Here is a 24,868-nt window from a genome sequence, read left to right as displayed (position 1 = left end):
GACATGTTGCTCGCTGTACTCATCACAGCCGGATCCATCGGTCTGCTCGTTGCGATGGGCCGGCTCACCGACAACCTCCTCGGCAAGCAGGCCGATCACTGGGCAAAAACCCTTGTCAACAATCTGGACGGAGAGGACCGTCGGCCATGACGGAGCACGTTGCTGTCATCGGGGTCGGCATCCTCGGAGCCTGCGTGGGCTGGAACTTGTCCCGGCTCGGCGCCAAGGTGATCTTCATCGACGCGGGCCGCCCGGGCGAAGGCGTCACGAACTGGTCGTTCTCGTGGGTCAACGCCAGCAACAAGACCGCGCGCAAGTCCTACTTCGACCTGAACGTGGCGGGCCTGGCAGCGCATCGTGAACTCGCCGGGGTCATCGGGCTGGGCTCGTGGTGGCATCCCAGCGGCCATCTGCGCTGGGCAGACGATCCGGAACAGCTCCTGAAAGCAGCAGAGCTGCTGGCACGCTGGGACTACCGGATTGAGGTGCGCACAGGAGCTGAGGTACGCCGCCACCTCGAACCTGCTGTCGCGATACCTGACGAGGTTCCAGTCGCGTTCTACCCCGACGAAGCCTGGGTGCACGGACGTCAGCTCGTCGACTGCCTGATCCGTCAGGCCGTTGCGTCCGGCGCCGAGCACCGGTTCGGCACCGCGGTCCGTGATCTCGACGCCGACGGGAGCACCTGGACCGTTGCGCTGGCCGATGGGACCCGTCTCGACGTCGACGTCGTCGTGAACGCGGCAGGCCCCGGTGCTGCCGACATCGCCGAGCTCGTCTCACGCCATTTGCCGATGCGCCGCGAACCGGGCGTCGGCATCACACTCGGGCCAGTGATCGGCCGGCTGCTCGCATCGGAGATCGTCAGCGGGAAGCGAGCCGAACTGCTCGCAGACTTCCGCCCGGAACGGTTCGTCCGGTGACTGCCTCGCCACCGCAGACGTCCGTCTCGCGTGACCTGCTGCGCGTCAGTCCGGCAGCCAGTGCAGCTCGTGTGCCAGGGTTTTGGCGACGGTGCGGACGCGGCGGTGTAGTGGTGACTGCACGCGCGGGAGGACCAGGTGGATCGTCAAGGTGGGTGCGCCCTGCAGCGGTCGCCAGGTGATACCGGCCGGTGGTGCCGTGGCCGCGGCTTCTCCGGCCGGGGCGAGGGTGAGCCCGTCGCGCAGGTCGCGCTGAGACATGTCGAAAGAGACTGCGAGCGTGTGGAATCGGGGGGCTGGCCAGGTGTCGCGGAACAGTGCGGACAGCTGATCGTGGATCACGGGGTTGGCCGCACGGTCGGGGAGTCGCAGCGGATACGCGGCCGCATCGGCGATCTCGATCTCCGGGTGTTCCGCCAGCGGATGATGCTGTGCCAATTGGACCCCGACGCGCTGACGCCGCAGCAGGAACCGGCGCACGCCACGACCAGGCTGTTCACCGCGGGTGATCCCCGCATCGATGCGGCCTTCGGCCACCGCCGGGGAGATCTCCGGTGTCGCCATCGGGACCGCGCCGACCTCGAGTCCCGGGCTGCTGCGAATGAGCCTGTCCACCAGGGCCGGTGCCGTCTCGGCCCCCGTGCTGAGGCTGTATCCGATGCGCAGCGTGCCCAGTTCACCGGCCCCCGCATTCCGGGCGGTGTCCCATGCCCGGTCCAGCGCCGCCAGCGCGGGCGGCGCGGACTCCGCCAAAGCCGCACCGGCCGTGGTCAATACGACGCTACGCGTGCTGCGAACCAGCAGGGCTGTACCGAGTTCCGCCTCCAATCGGCGCATCCGGGCACTGAGTGCGGGCTGCGCGATACCGATCCGTGCGGCCGCGCGGGTGAAATTCAACTCCTGCGCCAGCACCAGAAAGTACCGCAGGCTCACCGTATCCGGCGCCACATACCCTCCCTGCCGATTGATAACGATTCGTTCTGAGTCTATCCCGTACCGGTCTTTCCCTCGACCGCACATCAAGCCATAACGTGCGCATATGACGATGCAACTGACCGCGGTACTGGACCCACCTCCGTCGGCGCCCGAATCCCTCTGTCCCGCACCCAGCGATGCAGGAGGCAGTCATGCATAAGTTGTTGGTCCTGTATCCCAAGCCCGCCGACCCTGACCACTTCCGCGACTACTACGTGACCAACCACCTTCCATTGGCCGTGCAAATGCCCGGCCTGCTTGCGTGGCGCTACAGCTTCGACGTGGCGGCGACCAACGGAGAAACGCCGTATTTCGCGGTCTTCGAAGGCGACTTCGCTGACGCCGCCGCCATGGCCGCGGCGCGGACGTCGTCGCAAGGCCAGCGGGCGTCCGCCGATGTCGTCAACTACGCCACCGGCGGTGTGGTCATCATCGACTATCCAGTGCAGGACGGCGCCGGCTGAGGCAGGACGGCTGCACCCCGATGTGCGCTGTCAGCGATGGAATGGGTAGTGCAGGGCAGAGAGTAGGTGGTTGTGGAGGGCGGCGTTCGAGTACAGGCCGCCGCCTTGGTCGCCCGAGTTGCCGCCGGCGGGGTTCGTGAAGCGGCCGCCGGCCTCTTCCACGATCAGGATCCACGGGGCGTGGTCCCACTTGTGGTAGCGCTCGACGAGAAACGCGTCGATCTCGCCGTGAACGAGTTCGATCAACGGCAGCGGGCTCGACGGCGGACGAGCGTTGGGCAGGCGTGCTCCGGAGCCGTTGTCCAGAGCAACTAGTACGGCGTTTTCCGGCGACGCCGTCGTACCGACCTGCAGACGGCGCGCCTCGTCACGCGGCCAGGACGACTCGAACGCACCGCCGCCTCGCGTCGCCCACCAACACCGCCCCAGTGCGGGAGACGCGACGACCGCGAGCTCGGTGACCCCGCGAACCTCCAGAGCGATCTGGATCCGCCAGTTCGGGTCGCCCTCGCTGAAGAACCTGGTGCCATCGATCGGATCGAGAATCCAGACCCGATCGGACTCCCCCAGCTTCCCCAGTTCCTCCCCCAGAAACGCATCACCGGGCCGAGCCGCCGACAACGTCTCCCGAAGCAGCCCTTCGACAGCCCGATCAGCCTCCGTCACCGGCGTACCGTCAGCCTTCAACGTCGCCGTGACCCCAGCACCGAAATACCCAACAGCAACCTCAGCCGCCAACCCCACAACACCAAACGCCAATTGAAGATCGTCATCCATCCCTGACAGCACCCGGCGCTAGACCTTCTGTTCTTCGCGGCTGCGGTAGGTGAGGAGGCCTTCTATTCCGCGGAGGAAGGTTTCGCAGACGGGTTTGGGGTCAGTCAGGCAGCCGGCGGCCATGGCCCCGTCTCGGAGCATGACGAAATGGCGGGCGGCGGGTTCTGCGTCAATCTTCCCGAGGCCGGTGAAGAGTTCGACCATCGTCCACAGGAACCACTGACGGTGTTTGAGGACCGCCTGGTGTACGGCGAACGCCGGGTCCGGGTACTCGGCGGCGGCGTTGAGGAAGGCGCAGCCTCGGAAGCCGGCGCTCTGGATGTCGTCGGCGATGGAGCGGCTGACCGCTCGAATGATGTCGGCCGGGGTCGCGTCCTGCGCCCGCGCGGTGTTCACCTGCGCCCGGATCGCCTCGTCGGCCTGCGTCAGGTACGCGACGATCAGGTCGTCCTTGCTCGGGAAATGCCGGTAGAGCGTGGCGCGTGTCACCTCCGCCTCGGAGATGACGCGGTCGACGCCCACAGCGCGAATGCCTTCGGCGTAGAAGAGCCCAGTGGCCGTGCTGAGCAGTCGCGACCGTGCTTCCGACATACCGCCTCTCCTTCCCGATCTCCTCAAGTACTCCGAGATTAGCAGATAGAACGATCGGTCTTGACAACGGGAGACAGCGTGCGGCACGCTCCAGGTGTACCGATCGTTCTATCTACGTGAGATGAGAGGCAACTGGTGTCCAGTTCATATGCAGCCACTGCCGGCCCGGTGGCCGGCGCCGCCGACAGTACGAAGGCGCTGCGCACGCTGTACTACGTCCGCTTCGGGTTCGCGATCGTCTGGGCGGTCCTGATGATGGCGATCGCCAAGAAGATCAACCCGGGAGCAACCGCTCTCCTGGTGATCTACCCGCTGTTCGACGTCGCGGCGGCCGTGATCGACTTCCGTTCCTCGGGTACGACGCGCCCGAAGGCGCCGCTCTACGTCAACATGGCGTTGAGCCTGCTCACCGCGATCGGGCTGGGCGTCGCGGCCGGGTCCGGGATCCCGAGTGTGCTGCGGGTGTGGGGCGCGTGGGCGATCACCGCGGGCATCGTCCAGTTGGTCGTCGCGATCCTGCGCTACCGGCTCGGTGGTCAGTGGGCGATGATTCTCAGCGGCGGCATCTCGGTCCTCGCCGGCGGCAGTTTCATCGTGATGGCCGGTGGCGCGAATGCCTCGCTCACCAACGTTGCCGGGTACGCGATCCTGGGCGGCATCTTCTTCCTGATCTCCGCGATCCGTCTGCAGCGCCTCGCCGCGAAGGTGAAATGACATGACGGAGACGCTCTTCGACGTCGTGATCATCGGCGGCGGACCGGTCGGTGAGAATGTCGCCGACCGCGTGGTGCAAGGCGGACTGACCGCGGCGATCGTCGAACACGAACTCGTCGGCGGCGAGTGCTCGTACTGGGCCTGCATGCCGACCAAAGCCCTGCTCCGCGACGCCGCGGCGGTACGAGCCGCTCGCGCACTGCCGGCCGCCGGCCAAACCGTCACCAGCGAACTGGACCCAGCCGCGGTGCTCGCACGACGCGACCGATTCGCGGCCAACTGGAGCGATGCCGGCCAGGTCGAGTGGCTGAACCACGCCGGCATCAACCTGGTCCGCGGACACGGCCGCATCACCGGGACCCGTACCGTCACCGTCACCCAGACCGACGGTACGACGATCACCGTGCAAGCACGTCACGCGGTCGTGATCGCCACCGGCAGCAGCGCCCACGTGCCGCCGATCCGCGGATTGGCCGACGTGGCACCGTGGACGAGTCGCGAGGCAGCCGCTGTACGGAACATCCCGGCGAGGTTGGCGATCATCGGTGGCGGCGTCGTCGGCTCCGAGATGGCCACCGCTTTCAGTGCGCTCGGTTCGCAGGTGACGCTCGTTTCTCAGAGCCGGCTGCTGCCCGGGGTGGAGCCGTTCGCCAGTGAACATGTGACGGCCGCTCTCCGTACTGCGGGCGTTTCACTTCACGTGGACGTCGAGGTCGATGAGGCTCGTCGGGATGCGGACGGCGTACATCTGACTCTCTCCGACGGCGCGGCTGTAGAAGCTGACGAGGTTCTCGTCGCGACCGGACGCACGCCCAACACGAAAGACCTCGGCTTGGATCACGTCGGTCTCACGCCGGGAGACTGGCTGCGCGTTGATGACACGCTCGCTGTTGTCGATGATGCCGGTGATCCTGTCGGCGAGGGTTGGCTGTACGCCGCGGGCGATGTGAACAAGCGTGTCCTACTCACCCATCACGGCAAGTACCAAGGTCGCGCGCTGGGCGACGCAATCGCCGTACGAGCTCGTGGCGAGGAGCTCGACCTGAGTGCGTGGGGACGGCATGCGGTCACAGCCGACGAGCGTGCGGCGACGCAGGTGATCTTCACCGATCCCGAAGTCGCCGCGGTCGGCCTGTCTGCCGAAGCCGCAGCGGCTGCCGGTAAGAACATCCGGATCGTCGACTACGACCTCGGAGCGGTCTCCGGGGCGGCGCTGCATGCCGACGACTACCGAGGTCAGGCACGGATGGTTGTCGATGCCGAGCGCAACATCCTGATCGGCTTCACCGCGGTCGGGCCCGACGTCGCCGAACTGCTGCATGCGGCCACGATAGCGATCGCCGGTGAGGTTCCGCTGGATCGCCTCTGGCACGCGGTCCCGGCGTACCCGACGATCAGCGAGATCTGGCTCCGGCTGCTCGAAACCGACCGCCCGCACTGGGATCTCGTTCCATGAAAGACTTCAGGTCGTGCGGATCAGTCAGGCTGATGCAGATGATGTTGCAGGGCTCGCGCGGTTGCTGTGGTTGAACAGCAGTGACGAGGAGCTGGAGGAGCGGGCGGTCGACGCTTTCGCGGCGGAGTTCGGGCAGTGGTGGGCGGCTCGTGACGACGCGCACGTAGCATATGTCGCGCGGCTCGATCAGCCGGAGCTCGTCGGCATGGCGTGGGTCGCGCTCGTCGCACGCCCTCCGAAACCTGGGGCGACGAGCCGGATGTCCGCGGATATCCAGAGCGTCTTCGTCCTACCGGATGCGCGAGGCCGAGGCATCGGGTCAGCACTCGTGAAGGCCGCGTCGGACCACGCAATGGACGCCGGCGCCCTGCACATAACGGTCCACTCGGGCAGCAAGGCGGTACCTGTCTACGAGCGCCTCGGCTTCGAGTCATCCCGCCAACTCCTCCAACGCCACCGAGCCTAGATACGCGTCGCGTAGGAGCGTGATCATCTGTCCGGTGGGAGCTGAAGGTGCGTTCCTCCGTCGGTACGGGCAATTCGCGCGACGTCGGCGTACGGACGGCTGAGGCGCCCGGTCGCGGCGTCGGCTCCTGGAGCTGTGCAGAGTTCCAGGAGCGTGGAGTTGCCCGCAACCGAGATCGCCACCCGTTGATCTGCTCGCACCGTGGCTATTCGGAACTTTTTCGCCGCCTGCTGCCGAAAACGTTCCGGAAACCTCAGATCCGGCTACGCGGTGGAGAAGACGTTGGCGAGGGTTGTGGCTAGGTGGTGGTAGTCGGATTTGAGGGGGCCGGCGAGCGTGGGGTCGGGTTCGAAGGCGTTGAGAAGGCCCTTGGCCAGGTCGTTGGTGCGGGTGTTGATGTCTTGGGTGCGTTCGCTCCGGCGGTGGAGCGACAGCCAGCGGCGTACGGCGACCGCGAGGGTTTTGTCGACGGTTTCGGGGCGTACGACCGGTGAACCGGATTCGCAGAGTTCCACGAGGGCGGCGCGAGCGGTGCGCAGAACGGCCTGATCCATGGCAGCAGTCATTGCGGTTCTGCCAGGGCGCGCAGGCGTTGGGCGCTGGTGTTGTCTGTGGGGAGGAAGGTTTCGATGGCTAGGTTGGCGGCTGTTACTTCTAGGGGGGCTCCGATGGTGGCTATCAGGGTGAAGAGGCGGACGGGGCCCAGGCGGGTTTGGAGGTCGAGGGTGACCATGGGCTGCTGGGTCGCGCCGGTGAGTGGTGCGGAGGGGAGGTAGGGCTCGAGTTCTTCGAGGAGGTCTGCCAGTGGTTGGTCGGCGGTGTCGCGGCTCTTGCGTTTCAGTTGGTGGATGAGCGGGACGCTGCAGGCCGCGGTCATCGACGAGATGCTGGGTAGGCCGCCGGGGTGAAGCGCCAGGCGCAGCATGTTCATCGGCGGCTTCAGGAGTTCGGGGTCGACGCCCTCCCAGAGCAGCGATGCGGCGTCGTTCGCGTCGATCAGGTTCCAGAGGCCGTCGACGATCAGCGCCGGGTTCGGCATGTGCGCATCGAGGAGTTGGCGCAGCGGTTCGCGGAGCGGGAGCATCGCGTCGGAGTGGTACGGCTCGTCGAGGTACCGCGGCGCGAACCCGCCCGCGAGCAGCAACCGGTTCTGCTCAGCCAGCGGCAGATCGAGATGGTTCGAGAGATGGACCAACAGTTGTCGGCTCGGTTGCGCGCGACCCGTCTCCACGAAACTCAGATGCTTGGTCGACACCTCGGCATCGAGTGCCAACTCGAGCTGACTCAACCGACGGTGCACCCGCCAGAAGCGGAGCATCTCCCCAACGGTCTGCGGCTCTTCCAGCACGGTCACACAATCAGCGTACGGCGGGCGCACGCCGCGCATCCATTAACAAAGAGGTAATTGAGCCACTCCCCTGTCGCCCCGGATCGTTGTCCGCATGAACCCCACCACGCTGAACCCCACGTACACAGCCGCAGCGACCTCGTCCGGACGCGACGCCCGCGCCGTCACCGCCGACGGGCAACTGGATGTCCAGCTCGCCCTGCCGAAGGAGCTCGGCGGCACCGGCGACGGCCTCAACCCCGAACAACTGCTCGCCGCAGGCTGGGCCGCCTGCTTCTCCACGGTCCTCGACCGCATCGGCCAAGCCCAGAACCTCGACGCCAAGGACGTCGCGGTGACCGCTGAGATCAGCCTCGTACCGACCGGCCAGAGGTTCACCTTGGCCGCCGTACTCCGGATCGAACTCCCCGACCACCTCCAAGGCGAACCCGGCCGGAAACTGATCGAAGCAGCCCACAACATCTGCCCGTACTCCCGCGCCACCCACGGCAACATCCCTGTCGAACTCGTCGTCGAGTAGCCACCACAGTTGCAGGTGGATTCGGTTAGGCGGCCGCGACGCCGTGTCGCGAGAACAGGGTGTGGAGGACGGAGTGGCCTTGGGTGAAGTCCCATTGTTCGGCGTGGAGGCCGGCGGTGCGGGCGCCGGTGATGTTCTTGGCGGTGTCGTCGATGAACAGGATCGAGTCCACGTCGGCGCCGATGCGCTCCGCGGCGCGGGTGAAGAAGGCCGGGTCGGGTTTCGCGACGCCCAGGTCGTACGAGTAGCAGCTGACATCGAACAGGTCGTCGTACCCGAGGACGTCCCGCATGTGCGCGCCGCGGTAGCACTCCTGGTTGGTGCCGAGGTGTACGCCGTACCCGTTCCGCTTCAGGGTCCGCACGATGTCGAGTGACTCCTCGATCAGCACGATGTTCTTCCACACCGCGTCGTACACCTCGGTCGCCGGTGTGCTCACGCCGTACTTCTCCAGCGACGCCGCGAGCACCGGCAGATAGTCACCACGCCCGGCGAGCATCGGCATCTCGTCGGACCAGGTCTCGTGGAGGAAGTCTCGGGCCCGGTCGCCCAGGTACGGCTCCATGGCCGCGTACCAACCGCCGGGAAGATCCTGCAGTACGCCGTCAGCGTCGAACAGCACGTGCCGGATCGGGTCGCCCATGCACCAGATCATGCCCTAGCTGCTCGTCCGCGCACACCGGGATTTCGTCGACGGGCTCCTCCGGCTTGTGCGGTACGCCGAACAGCGCCGCGCGGTACTCCTCCGGGACGTGGCACATGATCAAGACGGGTCCTGGAGAATGCCGAGAACGTTGCCGTCGGGATCGGTGAGGGTGGCGACGAGCCGCCCGGCGCCGACGTCCTTCGGTGCGTCCTTGAGCGTGCCGCCGGCCTCGGTGATCTCCTTGATCTTGGCCTCGATGTCGGCCACATGCCAGTACGCGATCGGGGAGGTCATGTCGCTGTTCGGGACCAGCCCGATCTGCTGGCCTTCGGCCTCGTACCCGACGTAGTACGGCGAGTCGGCCATCGGCTCGACCCCGAGCAGAGCGTTGTACACCGGCTTGGCCTTCTCGAGGTCGGTCACGGGGTGCAGGATCGTGTTGACGCCTTGCGTGCCAGTCATTTCGTCTCCAATTTCGGGGGGCTTTTACCCCTGTGGTTCAGTGACTCTCACGCTATTTCGGGACCCCGGCCCGGTGCTTCTCGATTCCTGATCAGTTGCGGCAGCGTTCGCCGGTACGCAGATTCTTCCCGGCGGCTGCCATCACTGCGGAGAGCCGGTTCCGCGCGCTCACGAGGCCGTCGATGTGCCGGTCGATCCGGTCCCGTTCGACGGCGAGCCGGTCGAGGAGCTCCGGCGTGGCGTCACCGTCGACGACGCAGGGCAGCAACGAGACGATCGCCTTGCTCGACAGGCCGGCGGCGTACAGCTGCTGGATCAGCTCGACGCGATCGACCGCGTCGTCCGGGTACTGCCGCTGGCCGCTCGTACTGCGTTCCGGCGCGAGCAGCTCCTGCTCCTCGTAGTACCGGCGGCGAACTGCAGGCGCGCGTGACGGCGCCGGCGGAGCGCGACGGCGCGCTGGCCGTGGTGGTGTTCTCCCACGGGTATGGCTCCTCGATGGAGGCCTACGGGCCGCTGACGGACTACTGGGCCGCGCACGGATTCGCCGTCGTGCAACCGAACCACACCCACGACGCGGACCCGCGGGGCTGGCGTTTGCGGGTGGACGAGGTACGGCGCGTGCTCGACCAGTTCTGCCTCGTCGAGGCGGCCCTGACCCTCACGATCGACCGGGACCGGATCGCGGTGGCGGGCCATTCGTTCGGCGGCCAGACCGCGGGCAATCTGCTTGGGCTGCAAGTGGGCGACTCTGAGACCGACCTGTCGGATCCACGCGTGAAGGCGGGCGTGCTGCTCGCGACCGCGGGACGAGGGAGCGACCTCACGCCGTACGCCGCTGAGCACTACCCGTTCATGAACCCACGGTTCGACCACATGCGCACGCCCGCGCTGGTGGTTGCCGGGGACAACGACAACTCACCGCTCTCGACCCGCGGTCCGGAGTGGATGACGGATCCGTACCACCTGAGCCCAGGCCCGAAGAGCCTGCTCACGGTGCCCGGCGGGGAGCACTCGCTCGGCGGTATCCCGGGGTACGACGCCCGGGAGACCACCGACGAGAGTCCGGAACGGCTCGACCTGGTTCGGCGCGTGACGTTGGCGTACCTGCAGCACGCGCTGGGGATCGACGACACGGCCTGGAAGAGTGCCGACGTCGAGTCCAAGTAGCGTCAGGCGACGTACTCCGCGAGATGCTTTCCGGTCAGTGTCTTCGGCTTCTTGATCAGGTTGGCCGGGGTGCCTTCGAACACCACCTTGCCGCCGTCGTGGCCGGCGCCGGGACCGAGGTCGATGATCCAGTCGGCGTGGGCCATGACGGCCTGGTGGTGCTCGATGACGATGACCGACTTGCCGGAGTCGACCAGGCGATCCAGCAGAGCGAGGAGCTGCTCGACGTCAGCCAGGTGCAGGCCGGTCGTCGGCTCGTCGAGGACGAGGATGCCGCCCTTCTCCCCCATGTGCGTCGCCAGCTTCAACCGCTGCCGCTCACCGCCGGACAGCGTCGTCAGCGGCTGACCGAGCGACAGGTACCCGAGCCCGACGTCGGCCAGCCGCTCCAGGATCTTCTCCGCCGCCGGGGTGCGAGCGTCCCCCTCGGCGAAGTACGGCAACGCCTCCGACACCGGCATCGCGAGCACCTCGGCGATGTTCTTCCCACCGAACGTGTACTCGAGCACAGCCGCCTGGAAGCGACGACCTTCACACTCCTCACATGGTGCCTCGACGGTCGCCATCACGCCGAGCTCGGTGTAGATCACGCCTGCGCCCTTGCACGCCGGGCAGGCGCCTTCGGAGTTCGCGCTGAACAGCGCCGGCTTCACGCCGTTCTCCTTCGCGAACGCCTTCCGGATCGGTTCCAGCAGCCCCGTGTACGTCGCGGGGTTGCTCCGCCGCGACCCGCGGATCGCGCCCTGATCGATCGCCACCACGTCCTCGAGATCGGCGACCGACCCCTGGATCAGCGAACTCTTCCCGGACCCGGCGACCCCGGTCACGACCACCAGGACACCGAGCGGTACGTCGACATCCACGTCCTGCAGGTTGTTCGTCGAGGCGCCGCGGACCTTCAGCGCACCCGAGGCGGACCGCACGGACGACTTGACCGTGGCCTTGTCGTCCAGGTGCCGCCCGGTCAACGTGCCACTGGTACGCAGCTTGTCGAGCGTCCCCTCGAACACCACCTCGCCGCCACCGGAGCCCGCGCCGGGACCGAGGTCGATCACGTGGTCGGCGATCGCGATCGCCTCCGGCTTGTGCTCCACGACGAGGACGGTGTTGCCCTTGTCGCGCAGCTGCAGCAACAGTTCGTTCATCCGCTGGATGTCGTGCGGGTGCAGGCCGATCGTGGGCTCGTCGAACACGTACGTGACGTCGGTCAGCGACGACCCGAGGTGGCGGATCATCTTCGTCCGCTGCGCCTCGCCGCCGGACAGGGTGCCGGCCGGACGCTCGAGCGACAGGTACCCGAGGCCGATGTCGACGAACGAGTCGAGTGCGTCGCCCAGCGCCTTCAGCAGCGGCGCGACCGACGGCTCCTTCAGCTCGCGGATCCACGCGGCCAGGTCGGTGATCTGCATCGCGCACAGGTCCGCGATGTTCTTGCCCTTGATCTTCGACGCCCGCGCCTCGGCGCTGAGCCGGGTCCCGTTGCAGTCGGGGCAGATCGTGAACGTCACGGCCCGCTCGACGAACGCGCGGATGTGCGGCTGCATCGCGTCGACGTCCTTGGACAGGAACGACCGCTGGATCGCCGGGATGATGCCGGTGTAGGTGAGGTTGATGCCCTCGACCTTGATCTTGGTCGCTTCCCGGTGCAGCAGGTCGTGCAGTTCCTTCTTGGTGTACTTCTTGATCGGCTTGTCCGGGTTGAAGTACCCGGCGCCGCGAAAGATCCGCCCGTACCAGCCGTCCATGCTGTAGCCGGGGATCGTCAGCGCGCCCTCGTTCAGCGACTTGTTCTCGTCGTACAGCGCGGTCAGGTCGAAGTCGGTGACCGAGCCCATGCCCTCGCAGCGCGGGCACATGCCGCCGGCGTACACAGCCTCGCGGACGACCTTCTTCTCCCCGGCGCCCTTGTCGGCGGTCATCGACCCGGTCGCGGTCCGCTTCGGGACGTTGAACGAGTACGCCGTCGGCGGGCCGGCGTGCGGTTTCGCGATCCGGCTGAACAGGATCCGGAGCATCGCGTTCGCGTCGGTCGCCGTACCGACCGTGGAGCGCGGGTTGGCGCCCATCCGCTCCTGGTCGACGATGATCGCGGTGGTCAGGCCCTCGAGTACGTCGACCTCCGGGCGGGCCTGGTTCGGCATGAAGCCCTGGACGAACGCGCTGTACGTCTCGTTGATCAGCCGCTGCGACTCGGCCGCGATGGTGCCGAACACGAGCGAGCTCTTGCCCGACCCGGACACCCCGGTGAAGGCGGTCAGCCGGCGCTTCGGGATCTCGACGCTGACGTCCTTCAGGTTGTTCACCCGAGCCCCGGTCACCCGGATCAGGTCGTGGCTGTCGGCAACGTGTTCGCGGCTCATGTCTTCTCCCAGAGTCGTTTCAGGAAGCCTGGTTGATCCGGATGTGGTTGCCGGCCGGGTCGCGGAACGCGCAGTCGCGGACGCCGTACGGCTGGTCGACCGGTTCCTGGATCACCTCGGCGTCGGTCGCCTGCAGCCGCTCGAACAGGCCGTCGATGTCGTCGGTCTGGAGCACCACGGTGGCGTACGTGCCCTTCGCCATCATCTCGCCGATCGTGCGGCGCTCGTCCTCGGTGATCCCGGGGTCGGCGAACGGCGGGCAGAGCACGATCCCGGTGTCCGGCTGGCCGGCCGGGCCGACGGTGAGCCAGCGCATGCCGCCGTACCCGACGTCGGTGCGGACCTCGAAGCCGAGGATGTCGCGGTAGAACTTCAGCGACTCCTCAGGGTCGGTGTGCGGCAGGAAGCTGGCGAGAATCTTGATCTCCATGGGCGTCAACCTAGCTGCCGGGCGACGGAGATGCTTCTCGATTCCTGATCGGTCGCGTCACCTGTTTCGCCACGCACGACGGGATGCCGAGCGTGGCGTCGCCGGCGTTCTCCTTGTAGACGCTCGGCGGCATCCCGACCAGCTCGGCGAATCGGGTGCTGAACGTGCCCAGCGACTGGCAGCCGACCGCGAAGCAGACGTCGGTGACACTCATCCCGCCGCGCCGCAGCAGCATCATCGCCCGCTCGATCCGCCGGGTCATCAGATAGCCGTACGGCGACTCTCCGTAAGCGCGCTTGAACTCGCGGCTCAGGTGGCCCGACGACATGTGCGCGCCCCGCGCGAGCGCCTCGACGTCCAGTGGCTGCGCGTACTCCCGATCGATCCGGTCCTTGACACGCCGCAGCCGCGCCAGGTCCTGCAGGCGCTGCTCGTCCGTCGTACTGGTCCCCATCAACGGAATCGTGCCATGCCAACCCGAAGAAGTCAGCCGCGAGGCCCGGTGCCGCTTTCCTTCGCCGCCGTCACACCGGCGGTCGCCTGCCGGGCAGCCGCGCCGTCGGTTCGCTTGCCTTCGGCAGCAACTCGTGGCGAAGGCTGCGCCCCGAGCGTGTGCTGAACGCTCCGAGCGAGCTCGGAGCCCTTGCGTTCCGCGAGGAACTCGTTCATCGCCTTGACTCCGGCGTCGGCCGTCGCGTAGCCGAGCTGGAAGCCGAAGTTCTGATCGGCGACGGCTTCGTTTCCGGCCGCCGGAGGGCTCCCGTACCGCCCGTCGAGCAGTTGCTGGCTCATCGCGTTGCGCACGTCGCTGACCGCGTCGGGGTCCGGGTGGTGCCAGCGCTCCCCGTGCTCGCCCGGATCAGCCGAGGTGACGATGTTCTTGGCCGCGGACTCGAGGGTCTTGTCGACGTCCCCGCGGGCCATCTGGGCGCGGACGTTGGGCAGGAAGTCCGTGTTGTCGATCAGGAATCCCATGCGCCCCTTCTCGAACATGTACTCCTCGGAGAGTCGCTGCGCGAACCCGTCGGCGAGGTTGCCCAGCGGACCCTTCGGGAGGCCGGTCCAGCGTTGACCGTTGGGTCCTGGCATGCTCACCGCTGCGCTCGCGTTCATCACGGCATCGGACCAGCTCGCGTCCCGCCCGGTGTCCTCGTAGGCGCGAAGCTGCATGGTGGCTCCGGTGGCGTCGAGGGCCTTGCGCCACCAGGCGTCGTCCGAGGGATTGCGGTGCGAGGCTCGTTCGGTCGGCGACTGCGTCATCGGCGTCCATTCTGTCGTTCCGGAGGATCGGCGACGACAAGATGCCACACGGAGCGGGTCAACGGCCGGTGGTGCCGTCGACCTGCTCGCGGATGATGTCGGCGTGGCCGGCGTGCCGGGAGGTCTCGCCGATCACGGCGAGGATCGCCCAGCGGAGATTGTGTGTCTTGCCGTTGCGGGTCACCGGGGCCTCGGGGTCGGCGAGCTTCGCGATGATCTCGTTGGACGCGGCGCAGGCAGCCTTGTACTCGGCACGGAGCGTCCTGAGCGAGAGGCCGGGTTCGACCTGCATCGTGCGTTTGCCGCGGGTCGCCGTACCGCCTGCGACGATTTCCTCGAACCACAGGGACTCGACGAACGTCAGGTGCTGGATCAGCCCGGCGACGTTCGTGCCGGAGTCGACTGTGCTGCGGCGTGCGTCGGTCTCGTTGAGGCCGGCCAGCTTCTTCAGTACGCCGGCGCGCAGGCCGTCGAGGGTGGCTACCAGTTGGTCGAGTTCGGTCGTCATACGCAGGGTCCGATCGTCGAGATCAGACCATGATGATCCGACGCGGGGATCGGGTACCAGTCGTTGTCGTCGGAGCACCAGCCGGGCTTCACGAACAGGTGGTCGATCCGCACCAGCAGCTCCGACCACTTGCCGATCTGCGACGGGCGGCCCCAGCTGTCGAGCATCGCGTCGTTGAGGTGTTCGGTGAGGACCCGGTAGTCGCGGCCGCGGTCCGTGGTGTTCAGATCGCCGGCCACTACGACAGGGTGATCGTCGCGTTGGATACGGGCGGCGATCTGTTCGATCAGCCGATGATGCCCGGCGACGGTCGTCTCGTACGGCGTCCCGTCGTCCGTCGACGAGTTGTACGTCGAACCGCTGGTCCGCCACCACGGACGCGGCACGTGCGCCGCGATCAGATCGAACTCGCCCGACGGCGCGTGCACCCGAAGGACGAACCCGGGGAGATCCGGGCCGGTCCGCTCGAGGACCGTCATCGGCCAGCGGCTGAACACGCCGATCGACGGGCCCGTCCACACGGCGACGTGCTCCGGGTACGACTCCGACAACCGTTGTGTCAGCGGCTGGCCGATCTCGGAGACGACGAGTACGTCGGCCTTGAGCGCGAGCAGGTTGTCCGCGCCGTCGAGCTCACCGCTGCCGATGTTGGCGGCGGCGATCCGCACGGCGCGACTCTTGTCCACGGTGCCGGTGCCGTGCGGGATCCACGGCCCGAACGTAGCGACGATCCCGACCATCAGCGCCGACAGCGCGAACACGACCGCCACCCTGCGCCTCCGGCGGCGCACCGAGACCCGCTGGTCACGCGGGACACGCCAGGCGCCCCCGGCACCCGCTGCGCCCGCGACAACGAGGGCGAGGACAGCGGTGGCGAGCACAGCCAGTGGCAGCACGATCGCGATGACGTCAGTGACGACGCCAAACCGGTCGCGCAGCACGAACCATGCCCATGGCAACAATGCGGCGATCACGATCCCCACGGACCGCCGCAGCAGCGGATCCCCCTCCACCCCACCAGACTAGGTCACGACACCTAGCGTGTATCAGGTACGGGTAGTCACCGGGCTCCCCAGTTGAGGTATGCGACGTTCGCGAGCAGCCAGCCGAACCCGATCGCTTGCTGTCCGTCGCGCTCTGGTGTCGGCTGGTAGCGGTTGTAGAGCGCGAGACAGTGTGCGTGGACCTGCGGGTCCCACGGGCTCACCTGCATCCAGCGCGGGGCCTGGTGTGCGACCGAGGCCGCGCCGATCGCGGTGCCGCCGACAGTTGTGTGTACGGCGGGGAGCCCGTCGGCGTCGGTTGTCACGACGTTCTGGGTGAACGTGCGGGCGATCCGCTCCATGTCCCGGCCGGTGAACGCGAGCCGGGCGCGGAACGCCCGGACCGCGAACTCGACGTCGATCGCGCCGTGGCTGATGTCCTCGAACTGCCGTGCCGGTCCACCCGACGGCGTGAAAAGCGAGAGATCGCTCTCCGGGTTTCCCGTCTTCGTGAACCCTTCGTAGATGCGGCCGCCCGCCGGCCAGTAATGCCACAGGTAGGCGTCCCCGGCGTCCACCGTCAGCTGATCGGCGAGCATCCGACCCATCGCGGCGACCTTCCGCCGGTAACCGCTCTCTCCGGTTGCCAGCGCGAGCTCGACCAGCGTCTGCCCGAGGCCGACCGACTGGTTGATCGGCTGCTCACACCCGTCGTACGCGAGTGGCTGCCCCTTCGGCCAGATCAGGTGACCGCCGTTCTGGTCGCTCTCGTACTCCCAGTCGTGCACGGCGACCGCTTCGCGGCAGGCGGTGAGGTACTCGGCCGCCTTCCGGTGGAAGCGCCGGCGGAGTACCGGGGAGCCGGCCACGAGCCGGACGAAGCTCGCGATCGGGTACGTGATCATCCCGGTGTGTACGGCGAAGATCACCGGCTTGCAGTGCATCTCGTAGGTGCCGAGCTGCGGTACGTCGCCTGCACGCGGCGTCTGCCGTCGATCGGCGGCGGTGAGCTGGAGCGGTCCGGGGGCTGCTGCGTAGATGCGACTCACGGCGTAGTCGGGGCTCGCCGGGTCCAGAGAGAGGTCGGAGAGCGTGACCGTGCGGTTCACGAACGTGTTGACGAGCTGGACGGTGAACGTGTCCGGGCGGGTCCCGGCGGTGACGGTGACCGTGGTGTCCTCGGCGTACGAGAGCGCCTCGCGGAGGTCGAGCAGCGGCTGACCGTTGCTGTCGGCAAGGGTCGTGTAGCCGGTCGTGTAGGGGTGGTCGGCTCGCCAGGCGGGGAGCGAGAGACCCCGGTAGTCCGTGACACCGCGCTGGCTGTCGCGGACCGCGAGGACCTGGTCGACGTTGTCGATGAGGCGGTCCAGGTAGTAGGTGTCGCGGTACTTCTCGTACATGCGGACCAGACCGAGCAGCACGTACGACTGGCTCCAGGCGAGCATGCCGGACCGGCCGTCCCGGTTCGTGTTGTCATTCGGCTGATCCGGCTGCCCCGGCCCACCCTCCTGAAACAGCCGATCCCAGTCGTCGAAGGTCTTACGCGCCGTGTAGTCGATGCTGTCGGTGCCTCCGGCGTACGCAGGGAACGCGGAGAGAGCGCTCCCCGCCGTTCCCGCGACGGCACCGGCGGCCGTCAGCCGGAGGAAGTCACGGCGATGGAGATTGCTGTGGGGAATGTTGGGCATGGCGGGCGGCCTCCAGCTCTTCAAGGGCGGTATCGAAGAACACAGCAGGCGTAACATTCTCCCGCAGGAAAGCGATTTACGGCAGGTCGAGCGTCAGCGGTAAATCCTTGAGGAACTCGACCGCGTCGAACATCGCCCCCGCCGACGCCACCCCGGACGACCGCGTCTCACCGCCGAGGATCCGGCGTACCGCGCCGACCACGAGCGGCGCCGAGATCGCGTAGATGTCCTGCCCGGTCGCCGTCGCCCGCCGCTCCTCTCCGCCGGTCCGCACCCGGACGTCCACCACGAACGTCTGGTCCGACCGCCCCAGCTCGTCGACCGCGGACGGCGCCGGCGTTTCCGAGTCCGCGAGATCACCGGCGGCCTCGAGCGTCATGTACGTGCGGACCTCAGGTACGGCGATGTGCGTCGGGATCGTGACCACGTCGGCCATCGTGAACTCGGCGATCACGCGGCGCCGGCCGAGCGGATCCGGGAACACCCAGTCCTCCTGCACCGGCGGGTCCTGGTGGTACTGCAGCCTGCCTCCGCTGAACCGCACGCGGCGCCCGTCCCGCCGGTCATGCGAAACCTGACCTGCCGCGCGCGTGCCCGGCGTCGGATGCCAACTGCTCAGCCCGTAAGCCACGTGCACCTCGTCGGCGCTGGTCAGCTGCCCCAGCGCCGCGGTCGTCAGCAGGTCGCCTAGTCCCCCGTAGAACGCCATCGCCGGGATCACAGGCAGAGCGCTCTCTCGCGCGAACGTCGACACGTTCGCCTCGAGCTCCGCCGCGACATCGACGTACGGGATGCCCGCGCGGGCGGCCGCGTCGATGATCGGGTCGGCGGTCGTGGCGAACGGTCCGGCGGCGTTGATCACGGCTACGGCGTTCTTCAGGGCCACATCGAGTGCGTGCGGGTCGTCGACAGCGGCCGGGCGTACGTCGAGGTCGCCCCACTGCGCAGCGAGAGCGGAAGCGTTGCGTCCGGAGACAGCGACGGGAAGGTTCTGCCGGAGGAGCTCCTCGACGACGAAGCGGCCGGTGTGACCGGTGGCGCCGTACACCACGATTGCGTTCATGGAGACGAGTCTCGCCGGTTTCCACGGACCGGCGTGAGAGTCCGGAACGACACCATCCGTACACTTTCGGACATGCACACCGTCGCGCTCGCCACCGCCGGACACCTGCTCCACTTCGAGCTCGGGATCGCGTACGAGATCTTCGGCAATCCGCCGCTCGGGGTCGACGAGTGGTACGACGTACGCCTGTGTGGACCGCGCGCCGCACAGGTCGGACCGTTCATGGTCGAGCCGACCGATCCGCTCGACGCCATCACGCGGGCGGACACCGTGCTCGTGCCGGCCCTCGCGGACGTGGACGAGCCGGTGCCGGGCGAACTGGCCGAGGCAGTGCGGGCGGCGTACGAGGCCGGGGCGCGCATCGCGTCGTTGTGCACCGGCGCGTTCGTGCTCGGTGCGGCCGGGTTGCTGGACGGACGGCGGGCCACCACGCACTGGGCGCACACCGACGTGCTGAGCGCGCGGTATCCGAAGGCCGTTGTGGATCCGGACGTGCTGTACACGGACAACGGCAACGTGCTGACGGCGGCGGGCAAGGCTGCGGCGGTCGACCTGTGCCTGCATCTGATCCATCTCGACCACGGCGCGACGATCGCGAACACGGTCGCCCGGCGTCTCGTCGTACCGCCGCATCGGGCTGGTGGGCAGGCGCAGTTCGTGGCGACTCCGGTGCAGGTCAACGGCGATCACTCGCTCGCGCAGTTGCTGGCCTGGGCGCAGGAGCGTCTGGACCAGCCGTTGACCGTCACCGACCTGGCGAAGCGCGCCAACACCAGCCCACGGCACCTCGGCCGGCAGTTCCGTTCGGTCACGGGCCAGACGCCACTCCAATGGCTCCTGACCCAGCGCGTCCGCCGAGCGCAGCAACTCCTCGAGTCCACCGACGACGGAATAGAAGAGGTTGCCGCCGCCACCGGCCTCGGAACAGCCACCACCCTCCGCCGCCACTTCCACCGTGTAGTCGGCGTACCCCCAAACACCTACCGACGCTCGTTCCGCACTGACTAGGGTTACCGCCATGGGCACCTACCCGCGTCGCATGCAGTTGGCGATCAACCAGGTCGATGAGCTGACGCCGTCCACGTGGCCGTCCCCCGACGTGCCTATGCAGATGCACCTCGACTACGCCGTACCGTCGGTGGACGAGCCGTTGTTCGTCCTGGCGGATCCGGCGGGACATCCGTTTTGTCTACTGGTGGGAGAGCCGTGAGAAAGCAGACTGGGTACGCCGACGTCAACGGGCTGCGCATGTACTACGAGGTGCACGGCGAAGGCGGTACGCCGTTGGTGCTGCTGCACGGCGGCCTGTTCAACATCGACCTGCAGTTCGGTGAACTGCTCGAAGGGTTGTCGGCCGGGCGGAAGGTCATCGCCGCCGACTTCCAGGGTCACGGGTACACGAACGACATCGACCGCCCACTCGGTACGGCGGAGCTGGCCTCGGACGTGGTGGCGCTGCTCGCGCGCCTCGACGTACCGAGGGCTGACCTGTTCGGGTTCAGCGTCGGCGGCGCGGTCGCGCTGTACCTCGCGATCGAATACCCGGAGCTCGTCCGGAAAGCCGTCATCTCGTCGGTCTCGTTCAACCCGTCCGGCGATCGTGACGAGAACGCGGATGCGGTCGGCGCGATGAAGGTCGAGATGATCGCCGGTACGCCGATGGAGGCGGACTACCTGGCGAAGTCCCCGCACCCCGATCACGAGCACCTCCAGACACTGCTCGACAAGCTCGGCAGCTACGACCGCGGCATGACCGGATGGAGCGACGACGACATCCGCGGTATCGAGGCGCCCACCCTGCTGACGTTCGGCGACTCCGACGCGGTGAAGCTCGAGCACGTCGTCCGCTTCCACCAGCTCCGCGGCGGCGACGTCAACGGTGACTTCGTCGGTGTCCCGGCCTCGCAGCTGGCGATCTTCCCCGGTACGACGCACTTCACCGGCCTCGCCCGCACTCCCCTGGTCCTCGACACCGTCACCACCTTCCTCGACGCCTGACCCGTCGCGATGGATGCATTGGCGGAGTTGCGCGACCTGATCGTGAAAGCGATCGGGCGCGAAGGCGCTGTCGACGGACTGCTGCTGTCGGTGGTGACCGCGCCGACCCCGCCGACGTCCAGCCTCGCCTCGCCAACGTTCGCGCTAGTGGCGCAAGGGCGGAAGCGGCTGGCCCTCGGAGAGCAGGTCTTCGAGTACGGCGCCGGCGACTACCTCGTCGTGTCGGTCGACCTGCCCGTCACGGGCCATTTCGTCGAGGCGTCGCCCGCCGTACCCTGCCTCGGCGTCGGTCTTGAATTGAAGCCCGAGGTCATCGCGGAGCTTCTGCTCGACGCGGCCGAGAAACCGGGAGGACCCGTCCGCGGCCTGAGCGTGGACCGCGCGTCGACGGACCTGATCGACGCAGTCATCCGTATGCTCCGCCTGGTCGACCAACCCGAGGACGCGCCCGTACTCGCGCCGCTCGTCCAACGCGAGATCCTCTGGCGCCTGCTCCGCAGTCCACAAGGCGCCGCCGTCCGCGACATCGGCCTCGCCGACAGCAGCCTGTCGCACGTCGCGCGCGTCATCCGCTGGATCCGCGACCACTACACCGAACCGTTCCGCGTCGAGGATCTCGCGACGATGGCCGGCATGAGTACGTCGGCGTTCCACCGGCACTTCCGCACCGTGACCGAGCTGACCCCGATCCAGTACCAGAAGAAGATCCGCCTGCAGGAGGCGCGGCTGCGCGTGGTCGGGCTCGGCGAGGACGTGACGAGTGCCGGGTACGCCGTCGGCTACGACAGCCCGTCCCAGTTCAGCCGCGAGTACCGGCGCGAGTTCGGCACGCCGCCGAGCCGCGATCGAGCAGGATCAGGCAAGTCGTCGCGAGCATTGGTCTAACACTCCCTCTGCATTTAAACGTCTACTGGTGAGGTACCTGTTCCTGACCAGTAGGAGTTGTGCACGATCATGCATGTAGCTGTGATCACCGGCGGGAGTTCCGGCATCGGCCAGGCCGCGGCGTTCGAGCTCGCGAAACGCGGCACTGCCGTCGTCGTCACCTATCGCGGCAGTCGCGAACGCGGCCTGGAGACGGTCGAGCGGATCGAGAAGGACGGCGGTACGGCGGTCGCGCTGCCGCTGGATGTCGGCCGCCCCGACACGTTCGCCGACTTCCGCACCGCACTGACCGACGTACTGCGGCAATGGGACCGCACGTCGTTCGACTTCCTCGTCAGCAACGCCGGTGTCGGGCAACCTCCGGTGATGTTCGAGGACACGACCGCGGACCTGTTCGACCAGATGGTCAACGTCCACTTGAAAGGCCCGTACTTCCTCACCCAGACCCTCCTCCCGCTGATCGCCGACCACGGCTCGATCGTCTACACGAGCAGTACGTCGGCACTCGCGTCGGCGCGTCCTTCGCCCGGGTACTCCGTCTACGCGAGCGTGAAGGGCGCGCAGATCGTGCTCACCCGCTATCTCGCGAAGGAGCTCAGCGCCCGCGGGATCCGGGTCAACGCCGTCGCTCCCGGCGTGACCCGGACCCGCCTGGGCGACGACGCCTTCGCCCAGCACCCCGAGCTGATCCCGCCGATCGCCGAACGCACCGCGCTCGGCCGGATCGGCGAGTCCGACGACCTCGGCAAGGTCATCGCGTTCCTCGGCTCCCCCGACGCCGGGTGGATCACCGCCCAGACCCTGGAAGCCTCCGGCGGCTACGAGCTCTGAGACCGCTCAGCTCACGCGGAAGACCGGCCAGGCGATGCCGGTGCGCCAGGTTCTCGGGTCCGGGTCGTCTCGCGGGCCGATCGAGTACGTCTCCTGCACCGGACCCGCAACGGCCAAGGCGTGCTCGTGCACCCAGGTCGCGAGCCTGCCATAGGTGACGTCGATGTCGTCGTGGGGTCCGTGGTGGACCGTCGCTGCGAGTTCGACGGCGGCCAGTTCGACCGGGCGCACCCGGCCGTGTGACGGCGCCTCGGCCACGGGGTAGTAGACGAGGACCCTCCCGCGGCCCTCGGCGAACAGTTCGTTGTCGTAGTGCCCGCCGGGCGGACCGGCCGGCACGGCGACGGCAGCGTTCAGCTCGGCCATCGCACCGTCGTACCACGGGAGAACCTCGTCCAGGCTCAGGACGTCGGTGATGCCGGCAACCAGCGTGGCAGGCTGCGAGCGGAGCTCGACCTCGAGGTCCCCTGCAGCGGGCCTGAGCAGCCGTTGCAGCGAGGTCACGGCCGCTCGGGTCCGTTCGAGCGTGTCCTGCAGCCGTTCGAGGTGCACCGCGACGAGCTCCGCGCGCCGGTCCGGGTCGTCGGTCGCGATGATTTTGCCGACCTCTGCCAGCGGTACGTCGAGCTGACGCAACCGGTGGATGACCTGCGCGGACGGGATCTGCTCGACCGCGTAGTACCTGTAGCCGCTGGACGGGTCGACGGCCGCCGGCTCGAGCAACCCGTTCTCGTGGTACCGCCGCAGCGTGCGCACACTCAGATGTGTCGCCCGCGCGAACTCGCCGATTGTCAGTCCGCTCCGCACGCCGTTCAGCCTGCACCCTCCCCCGGGGAGAGAGTCAACTCCTTGCGTCTCCCCCACCGAGAGGCCGCAGCGTCGTCGGCATGCTGCCTGACACGATTACGAAGTACCTGATCAGCCACGTCACCCGGAACGTCCCGGCGGCGATGCGCTGGTATGCCGAGGACGCCGAGGTCACCGATGACGGCAAGACCTATCGCGGCCAGGAGGAGATCCGCGCCTGGCTGGCGAGCTCGGCCCGTGAGTACAGCTACACGACCGAACTCACCAGCGCCCGGCAGGTCGACGAACAGACCTACGTCGCGACCCATCACCTCGAAGGCAACTTCCCGGGCGGCACCGCCGACCTGGACTTCACTTTCACCCTGGTCGACGGATCGATCGCGCGGCTTGTCATCGCCTGATGGTCGGCGATTCATCACCCCACGATGCGCTGCGAGCGGTCCGGTACGACGGAGAGGATCTTGGTACGACGACCCGCTCCGCCGTGCCGGTCGCGGTGCAGAGGTCGAGGACGACCTGACCCTTGCGACGGATCGGCCGGGTCAGCACTCGCGCCGCCGCCGGGCGAACCGGGCACCGGGTGGCGACGACGTACGTGAACTTCTCGTCCTCGTAGTTGCGGGTGCCGTCCTTGAGGACGCGATGGAGTTCGGTGCGCGGCAGGCGTGCGGCGAAGTGGCACCAGTCGACCGGGCATGGTCCCTGGTGCGGGCAGGGCGCCGCGATCGTGAATCCCTGCTCGATCAGGAGATCGCGGGCGGCGAGGGTACGGCGATGACCGCTCGGGGTACCCGGTTCGACGAGGACGATCGTCGTCGCCTGTCGGGCGGCGGCCCAGATCAGGTCGCGACGGCTCACGTCGGCTAGCTCGTTCAGCACGTAGCCGATGGTGACGAGGTCCACCGGTCCCCCGGATCTGCTCCAGTCGCGGAGGTCGGCGGATGTCCAGCGCCAGCTGGACGGGACGTTGCCGGCGGCAAGTTGCTTTCCGAGGCGGATGGCGGCGGACTGACGTTCGACGATCTCGGTGCTGATCGCCGGCCAAAGAGAGGCGGCGGCCCACGCCGCCGCCCCTGTCCCGCCGCCGAAGTCCAGGTGCGTGGTGAAAGGCCAGTCGACGTGACGCTCGGCCATCGAGAGCGCCGCGTGGAGCGCGCGGAAGGTGGCCGGCATCCGTACGACGGCGTACGCGAGGGCGTCGAGCGCGTCGCGGATCGCCGGGCTCGTGTCGGCGACCTGTTCGGTGCGGTAGCGGTGTGAGAGCGCGGCTACGCGGCCGCGCAGTTCTTCATGCGGCACGCCGGCGACGGCGCGCGCGAGGGCAGCATGCAGCTGAATGTCCACGGAGGACATGAGGGATCTCCGGTTCGATCGGCACGGAGTGCGCACCAGTTCGCGGGCGCACGTGACCCGCGGCCAGACGCCGCGACGCACCAATCGGTCCGGGAAGAGCTGTCAGCAGACAGCAGTCGAGGAGGGAATGGCGCGGGATCGAATAACCTTGCAAGCCATCACACACCTCCTCGAGTCAGCACGACCGTAG

Annotated in this window: 32 protein-coding genes; 14 read left to right on the top strand and 18 right to left on the bottom strand. The window is 67.8% G+C overall.

Features of this window, described 5'->3' with window-relative positions:
• Nucleotides 1-3 precede the first annotated feature (3 nt).
• Both ACLJOO_RS35450 and ACLJOO_RS35445 read left to right on the top strand, forming a co-directional pair.
• Nucleotides 4-150, top strand: a complete 147-nt coding sequence (locus tag ACLJOO_RS35450) for a hypothetical protein (protein WP_410792047.1) — start codon at nucleotides 4-6, stop codon at nucleotides 148-150.
• Nucleotides 147-923: an NAD(P)/FAD-dependent oxidoreductase gene (locus ACLJOO_RS35445; protein ID WP_410792046.1), complete on the top strand. Its 777-nt coding sequence runs from the start codon at nucleotides 147-149 to the stop codon at nucleotides 921-923. The genes ACLJOO_RS35450 and ACLJOO_RS35445 overlap by 4 nt, the downstream gene beginning before the upstream one ends.
• Nucleotides 924-968: 45 nt before the next feature.
• On the opposite strand, the gene ACLJOO_RS35440 is transcribed toward ACLJOO_RS35445, so the two are convergent.
• On the bottom strand, nucleotides 969-1,871 hold the full coding sequence (locus ACLJOO_RS35440) for a LysR family transcriptional regulator (protein WP_410792045.1): 903 nt from the start codon (nucleotides 1,869-1,871) through the stop codon (nucleotides 969-971).
• Nucleotides 1,872-2,050: 179 nt separating this feature from the next.
• Here ACLJOO_RS35440 and ACLJOO_RS35435 point away from each other — a divergent pair, with 179 nt between their 5' ends.
• Entirely contained in the window at nucleotides 2,051-2,362 is a 312-nt protein-coding gene (locus ACLJOO_RS35435; RefSeq protein WP_410792044.1) for an EthD family reductase, read from the top strand.
• A 30-nt stretch (nucleotides 2,363-2,392) separates the two neighbouring features.
• Here ACLJOO_RS35435 and ACLJOO_RS35430 read toward each other — a convergent pair whose 3' ends face one another.
• The gene (locus ACLJOO_RS35430; protein WP_410792043.1) at nucleotides 2,393-3,139 is read right to left on the bottom strand and encodes an inositol monophosphatase family protein; all 747 of its coding nucleotides are present in this window, start codon (nucleotides 3,137-3,139) and stop codon (nucleotides 2,393-2,395) included.
• A gap of 18 nt (nucleotides 3,140-3,157) precedes the next feature.
• Nucleotides 3,158-3,730 carry a TetR/AcrR family transcriptional regulator gene (locus tag ACLJOO_RS35425; protein ID WP_410792042.1) on the bottom strand — a complete coding sequence of 191 codons (573 nt, stop codon included), beginning with the start codon at nucleotides 3,728-3,730 and terminating at the stop codon, nucleotides 3,158-3,160.
• Between the two features lie 135 nt (nucleotides 3,731-3,865).
• Here ACLJOO_RS35425 and ACLJOO_RS35420 point away from each other — a divergent pair, with 135 nt between their 5' ends.
• The 3 genes from ACLJOO_RS35420 to ACLJOO_RS35410 are packed head-to-tail and all read left to right on the top strand — an operon-like array spanning nucleotide 3,866 to nucleotide 6,366.
• The gene (locus tag ACLJOO_RS35420; protein WP_410792041.1) at nucleotides 3,866-4,444 is read left to right on the top strand and encodes a hypothetical protein; all 579 of its coding nucleotides are present in this window, start codon (nucleotides 3,866-3,868) and stop codon (nucleotides 4,442-4,444) included.
• A gap of 1 nt (nucleotide 4,445) precedes the next feature.
• The gene (locus ACLJOO_RS35415; protein WP_410792040.1) at nucleotides 4,446-5,900 is read left to right on the top strand and encodes a dihydrolipoyl dehydrogenase family protein; all 1,455 of its coding nucleotides are present in this window, start codon (nucleotides 4,446-4,448) and stop codon (nucleotides 5,898-5,900) included.
• Nucleotides 5,901-5,913: 13 nt separating this feature from the next.
• Nucleotides 5,914-6,366, top strand: coding sequence for a GNAT family N-acetyltransferase (locus ACLJOO_RS35410; RefSeq protein WP_410792039.1), 453 nt, complete (start codon nucleotides 5,914-5,916; stop codon nucleotides 6,364-6,366).
• A 263-nt stretch (nucleotides 6,367-6,629) separates the two neighbouring features.
• Here the strand turns inward: ACLJOO_RS35410 and ACLJOO_RS35405 are convergent, their stop codons facing one another.
• Both ACLJOO_RS35405 and ACLJOO_RS35400 read right to left on the bottom strand, forming a co-directional pair.
• On the bottom strand, nucleotides 6,630-6,920 hold the full coding sequence (locus tag ACLJOO_RS35405; RefSeq protein WP_410792038.1) for a hypothetical protein: 291 nt from the start codon (nucleotides 6,918-6,920) through the stop codon (nucleotides 6,630-6,632).
• 8 nt (nucleotides 6,921-6,928) lie between these two features.
• Nucleotides 6,929-7,720, bottom strand: coding sequence for a helix-turn-helix domain-containing protein (locus tag ACLJOO_RS35400; RefSeq protein WP_410792037.1), 792 nt, complete (start codon nucleotides 7,718-7,720; stop codon nucleotides 6,929-6,931).
• An 88-nt stretch (nucleotides 7,721-7,808) separates the two neighbouring features.
• On the opposite strand from ACLJOO_RS35400, the gene ACLJOO_RS35395 reads away from it, so the two are divergent.
• The gene (locus ACLJOO_RS35395; RefSeq protein ID WP_410792036.1) at nucleotides 7,809-8,234 is read left to right on the top strand and encodes an Ohr family peroxiredoxin; all 426 of its coding nucleotides are present in this window, start codon (nucleotides 7,809-7,811) and stop codon (nucleotides 8,232-8,234) included.
• A 25-nt stretch (nucleotides 8,235-8,259) separates the two neighbouring features.
• Here the strand turns inward: ACLJOO_RS35395 and ACLJOO_RS35390 are convergent, their stop codons facing one another.
• The 3 genes from ACLJOO_RS35390 to ACLJOO_RS35380 form a co-directional block, all read right to left on the bottom strand.
• Complete coding sequence (locus ACLJOO_RS35390; protein ID WP_410792035.1) at nucleotides 8,260-8,877, bottom strand: HAD family hydrolase; 618 nt, start codon at nucleotides 8,875-8,877, stop codon at nucleotides 8,260-8,262.
• Nucleotides 8,878-8,997: 120 nt separating this feature from the next.
• Nucleotides 8,998-9,342 carry a VOC family protein gene (locus tag ACLJOO_RS35385; RefSeq protein ID WP_410792034.1) on the bottom strand — a complete coding sequence of 115 codons (345 nt, stop codon included), beginning with the start codon at nucleotides 9,340-9,342 and terminating at the stop codon, nucleotides 8,998-9,000.
• Nucleotides 9,343-9,433: 91 nt separating this feature from the next.
• Nucleotides 9,434-9,730 carry a MerR family transcriptional regulator gene (locus tag ACLJOO_RS35380; RefSeq protein ID WP_410792473.1) on the bottom strand — a complete coding sequence of 99 codons (297 nt, stop codon included), beginning with the start codon at nucleotides 9,728-9,730 and terminating at the stop codon, nucleotides 9,434-9,436.
• Nucleotides 9,731-9,771: 41 nt separating this feature from the next.
• On the opposite strand from ACLJOO_RS35380, the gene ACLJOO_RS35375 reads away from it, so the two are divergent.
• On the top strand, nucleotides 9,772-10,512 hold the full coding sequence (locus ACLJOO_RS35375; protein WP_410792033.1) for an alpha/beta hydrolase family protein: 741 nt from the start codon (nucleotides 9,772-9,774) through the stop codon (nucleotides 10,510-10,512).
• A 2-nt stretch (nucleotides 10,513-10,514) separates the two neighbouring features.
• On the opposite strand, the gene ACLJOO_RS35370 is transcribed toward ACLJOO_RS35375, so the two are convergent.
• The 8 genes from ACLJOO_RS35370 to ACLJOO_RS35335 form a co-directional block, all read right to left on the bottom strand.
• Nucleotides 10,515-12,872: an ATP-binding cassette domain-containing protein gene (locus ACLJOO_RS35370; RefSeq protein WP_410792032.1), complete on the bottom strand. Its 2,358-nt coding sequence runs from the start codon at nucleotides 12,870-12,872 to the stop codon at nucleotides 10,515-10,517.
• Between the two features lie 19 nt (nucleotides 12,873-12,891).
• Nucleotides 12,892-13,302 (bottom strand): VOC family protein, encoded by a 411-nt coding sequence (locus tag ACLJOO_RS35365; RefSeq protein ID WP_410792031.1) that lies wholly within the window; start codon nucleotides 13,300-13,302, stop codon nucleotides 12,892-12,894.
• A gap of 10 nt (nucleotides 13,303-13,312) precedes the next feature.
• Nucleotides 13,313-13,756: a helix-turn-helix transcriptional regulator gene (locus ACLJOO_RS35360; RefSeq protein ID WP_410792030.1), complete on the bottom strand. Its 444-nt coding sequence runs from the start codon at nucleotides 13,754-13,756 to the stop codon at nucleotides 13,313-13,315.
• 32 nt (nucleotides 13,757-13,788) lie between these two features.
• Nucleotides 13,789-14,562 carry a hypothetical protein gene (locus ACLJOO_RS35355; protein WP_410792029.1) on the bottom strand — a complete coding sequence of 258 codons (774 nt, stop codon included), beginning with the start codon at nucleotides 14,560-14,562 and terminating at the stop codon, nucleotides 13,789-13,791.
• Nucleotides 14,563-14,620: 58 nt separating this feature from the next.
• A complete protein-coding gene (locus tag ACLJOO_RS35350) occupies nucleotides 14,621-15,070 on the bottom strand; it encodes a DinB family protein (protein ID WP_410792028.1) in 450 nt (149 codons plus the stop codon).
• Nucleotides 15,067-16,083, bottom strand: a complete 1,017-nt coding sequence (locus ACLJOO_RS35345; RefSeq protein WP_410792027.1) for an endonuclease/exonuclease/phosphatase family protein — start codon at nucleotides 16,081-16,083, stop codon at nucleotides 15,067-15,069. Before ACLJOO_RS35345 ends, ACLJOO_RS35350 begins: the two co-directional genes overlap by 4 nt.
• A 47-nt stretch (nucleotides 16,084-16,130) precedes the next feature.
• Nucleotides 16,131-17,741 (bottom strand): hypothetical protein, encoded by a 1,611-nt coding sequence (locus ACLJOO_RS35340; RefSeq protein ID WP_410792026.1) that lies wholly within the window; start codon nucleotides 17,739-17,741, stop codon nucleotides 16,131-16,133.
• Between the two features lie 76 nt (nucleotides 17,742-17,817).
• Nucleotides 17,818-18,804 (bottom strand): NAD(P)H-binding protein, encoded by a 987-nt coding sequence (locus tag ACLJOO_RS35335; protein ID WP_410792025.1) that lies wholly within the window; start codon nucleotides 18,802-18,804, stop codon nucleotides 17,818-17,820.
• A 72-nt stretch (nucleotides 18,805-18,876) separates the two neighbouring features.
• Between ACLJOO_RS35335 and ACLJOO_RS35330 the strand changes: the two genes are divergently transcribed.
• From ACLJOO_RS35330 to ACLJOO_RS35310, 5 genes are all read left to right on the top strand, one after another.
• The gene (locus ACLJOO_RS35330) at nucleotides 18,877-19,812 is read left to right on the top strand and encodes a helix-turn-helix domain-containing protein (protein WP_410792024.1); all 936 of its coding nucleotides are present in this window, start codon (nucleotides 18,877-18,879) and stop codon (nucleotides 19,810-19,812) included.
• A 10-nt stretch (nucleotides 19,813-19,822) separates the two neighbouring features.
• Nucleotides 19,823-20,014, top strand: coding sequence for a hypothetical protein (locus ACLJOO_RS35325; RefSeq protein ID WP_410792023.1), 192 nt, complete (start codon nucleotides 19,823-19,825; stop codon nucleotides 20,012-20,014).
• Entirely contained in the window at nucleotides 20,011-20,802 is a 792-nt protein-coding gene (locus ACLJOO_RS35320; RefSeq protein ID WP_410792022.1) for an alpha/beta fold hydrolase, read from the top strand. The genes ACLJOO_RS35325 and ACLJOO_RS35320 overlap by 4 nt, the downstream gene beginning before the upstream one ends.
• Nucleotides 20,803-20,811: 9 nt before the next feature.
• Nucleotides 20,812-21,687 (top strand): AraC family transcriptional regulator N-terminal domain-containing protein, encoded by an 876-nt coding sequence (locus tag ACLJOO_RS35315; RefSeq protein WP_410792021.1) that lies wholly within the window; start codon nucleotides 20,812-20,814, stop codon nucleotides 21,685-21,687.
• 69 nt (nucleotides 21,688-21,756) lie between these two features.
• Nucleotides 21,757-22,518 (top strand): SDR family NAD(P)-dependent oxidoreductase, encoded by a 762-nt coding sequence (locus tag ACLJOO_RS35310; protein ID WP_410792020.1) that lies wholly within the window; start codon nucleotides 21,757-21,759, stop codon nucleotides 22,516-22,518.
• 6 nt (nucleotides 22,519-22,524) lie between these two features.
• Here the strand turns inward: ACLJOO_RS35310 and ACLJOO_RS35305 are convergent, their stop codons facing one another.
• Nucleotides 22,525-23,325, bottom strand: a complete 801-nt coding sequence (locus ACLJOO_RS35305; RefSeq protein ID WP_410792019.1) for a MerR family transcriptional regulator — start codon at nucleotides 23,323-23,325, stop codon at nucleotides 22,525-22,527.
• An 80-nt stretch (nucleotides 23,326-23,405) separates the two neighbouring features.
• On the opposite strand from ACLJOO_RS35305, the gene ACLJOO_RS35300 reads away from it, so the two are divergent.
• A complete protein-coding gene (locus ACLJOO_RS35300; RefSeq protein WP_410792018.1) occupies nucleotides 23,406-23,726 on the top strand; it encodes a nuclear transport factor 2 family protein in 321 nt (106 codons plus the stop codon).
• On the opposite strand, the gene ACLJOO_RS35295 is transcribed toward ACLJOO_RS35300, so the two are convergent.
• Entirely contained in the window at nucleotides 23,716-24,678 is a 963-nt protein-coding gene (locus tag ACLJOO_RS35295; RefSeq protein WP_410792017.1) for a small ribosomal subunit Rsm22 family protein, read from the bottom strand. The genes ACLJOO_RS35300 and ACLJOO_RS35295 overlap by 11 nt on opposite strands.
• Nucleotides 24,679-24,868 lie beyond the last annotated feature (190 nt).

The organism is Kribbella sp. C-35, from assembly GCF_046549195.1.
Lineage (GTDB): Bacteria > Actinomycetota > Actinomycetes > Propionibacteriales > Kribbellaceae > Kribbella.
This window is presented reverse-complemented; position numbering and strand designations above follow the sequence as displayed.

Excerpts from the sequence above, each read along its gene's own strand:
- ACLJOO_RS35425 (WP_410792042.1), bottom strand. The coding sequence starts at position 3,730 with ATGTCGGAAGCACGGTCGCGACTGCTCAGCACGGCCACTGGGCTCTTC.
- ACLJOO_RS35310 (WP_410792020.1), top strand. The coding sequence starts at position 21,757 with ATGCATGTAGCTGTGATCACCGGCGGGAGTTCCGGCATCGGCCAGGCC.
- ACLJOO_RS35405 (WP_410792038.1), bottom strand. The coding sequence starts at position 6,920 with ATGGATCAGGCCGTTCTGCGCACCGCTCGCGCCGCCCTCGTGGAACTC.
- ACLJOO_RS35355 (WP_410792029.1), bottom strand. The coding sequence starts at position 14,562 with ATGACGCAGTCGCCGACCGAACGAGCCTCGCACCGCAATCCCTCGGAC.
- ACLJOO_RS35415 (WP_410792040.1), top strand. The coding sequence starts at position 4,446 with ATGACGGAGACGCTCTTCGACGTCGTGATCATCGGCGGCGGACCGGTC.
- ACLJOO_RS35435 (WP_410792044.1), top strand. The coding sequence starts at position 2,051 with ATGCATAAGTTGTTGGTCCTGTATCCCAAGCCCGCCGACCCTGACCAC.
- ACLJOO_RS35300 (WP_410792018.1), top strand. The coding sequence starts at position 23,406 with ATGCTGCCTGACACGATTACGAAGTACCTGATCAGCCACGTCACCCGG.
- ACLJOO_RS35335 (WP_410792025.1), bottom strand. The coding sequence starts at position 18,804 with ATGAACGCAATCGTGGTGTACGGCGCCACCGGTCACACCGGCCGCTTC.
- ACLJOO_RS35330 (WP_410792024.1), top strand. The coding sequence starts at position 18,877 with ATGCACACCGTCGCGCTCGCCACCGCCGGACACCTGCTCCACTTCGAG.
- ACLJOO_RS35445 (WP_410792046.1), top strand. The coding sequence starts at position 147 with ATGACGGAGCACGTTGCTGTCATCGGGGTCGGCATCCTCGGAGCCTGC.
- ACLJOO_RS35365 (WP_410792031.1), bottom strand. The coding sequence starts at position 13,302 with ATGGAGATCAAGATTCTCGCCAGCTTCCTGCCGCACACCGACCCTGAG.
- ACLJOO_RS35395 (WP_410792036.1), top strand. The coding sequence starts at position 7,809 with ATGAACCCCACCACGCTGAACCCCACGTACACAGCCGCAGCGACCTCG.
- ACLJOO_RS35360 (WP_410792030.1), bottom strand. The coding sequence starts at position 13,756 with ATGGGGACCAGTACGACGGACGAGCAGCGCCTGCAGGACCTGGCGCGG.
- ACLJOO_RS35385 (WP_410792034.1), bottom strand. The coding sequence starts at position 9,342 with ATGACTGGCACGCAAGGCGTCAACACGATCCTGCACCCCGTGACCGAC.
- ACLJOO_RS35315 (WP_410792021.1), top strand. The coding sequence starts at position 20,812 with ATGGATGCATTGGCGGAGTTGCGCGACCTGATCGTGAAAGCGATCGGG.
- ACLJOO_RS35450 (WP_410792047.1), top strand. The coding sequence starts at position 4 with ATGTTGCTCGCTGTACTCATCACAGCCGGATCCATCGGTCTGCTCGTT.
- ACLJOO_RS35390 (WP_410792035.1), bottom strand. The coding sequence starts at position 8,877 with ATGGGCGACCCGATCCGGCACGTGCTGTTCGACGCTGACGGCGTACTG.
- ACLJOO_RS35295 (WP_410792017.1), bottom strand. The coding sequence starts at position 24,678 with ATGTCCTCCGTGGACATTCAGCTGCATGCTGCCCTCGCGCGCGCCGTC.
- ACLJOO_RS35430 (WP_410792043.1), bottom strand. The coding sequence starts at position 3,139 with ATGGATGACGATCTTCAATTGGCGTTTGGTGTTGTGGGGTTGGCGGCT.
- ACLJOO_RS35370 (WP_410792032.1), bottom strand. The coding sequence starts at position 12,872 with ATGAGCCGCGAACACGTTGCCGACAGCCACGACCTGATCCGGGTGACC.
- ACLJOO_RS35350 (WP_410792028.1), bottom strand. The coding sequence starts at position 15,070 with ATGACGACCGAACTCGACCAACTGGTAGCCACCCTCGACGGCCTGCGC.
- ACLJOO_RS35325 (WP_410792023.1), top strand. The coding sequence starts at position 19,823 with ATGGGCACCTACCCGCGTCGCATGCAGTTGGCGATCAACCAGGTCGAT.
- ACLJOO_RS35340 (WP_410792026.1), bottom strand. The coding sequence starts at position 17,741 with ATGCCCAACATTCCCCACAGCAATCTCCATCGCCGTGACTTCCTCCGG.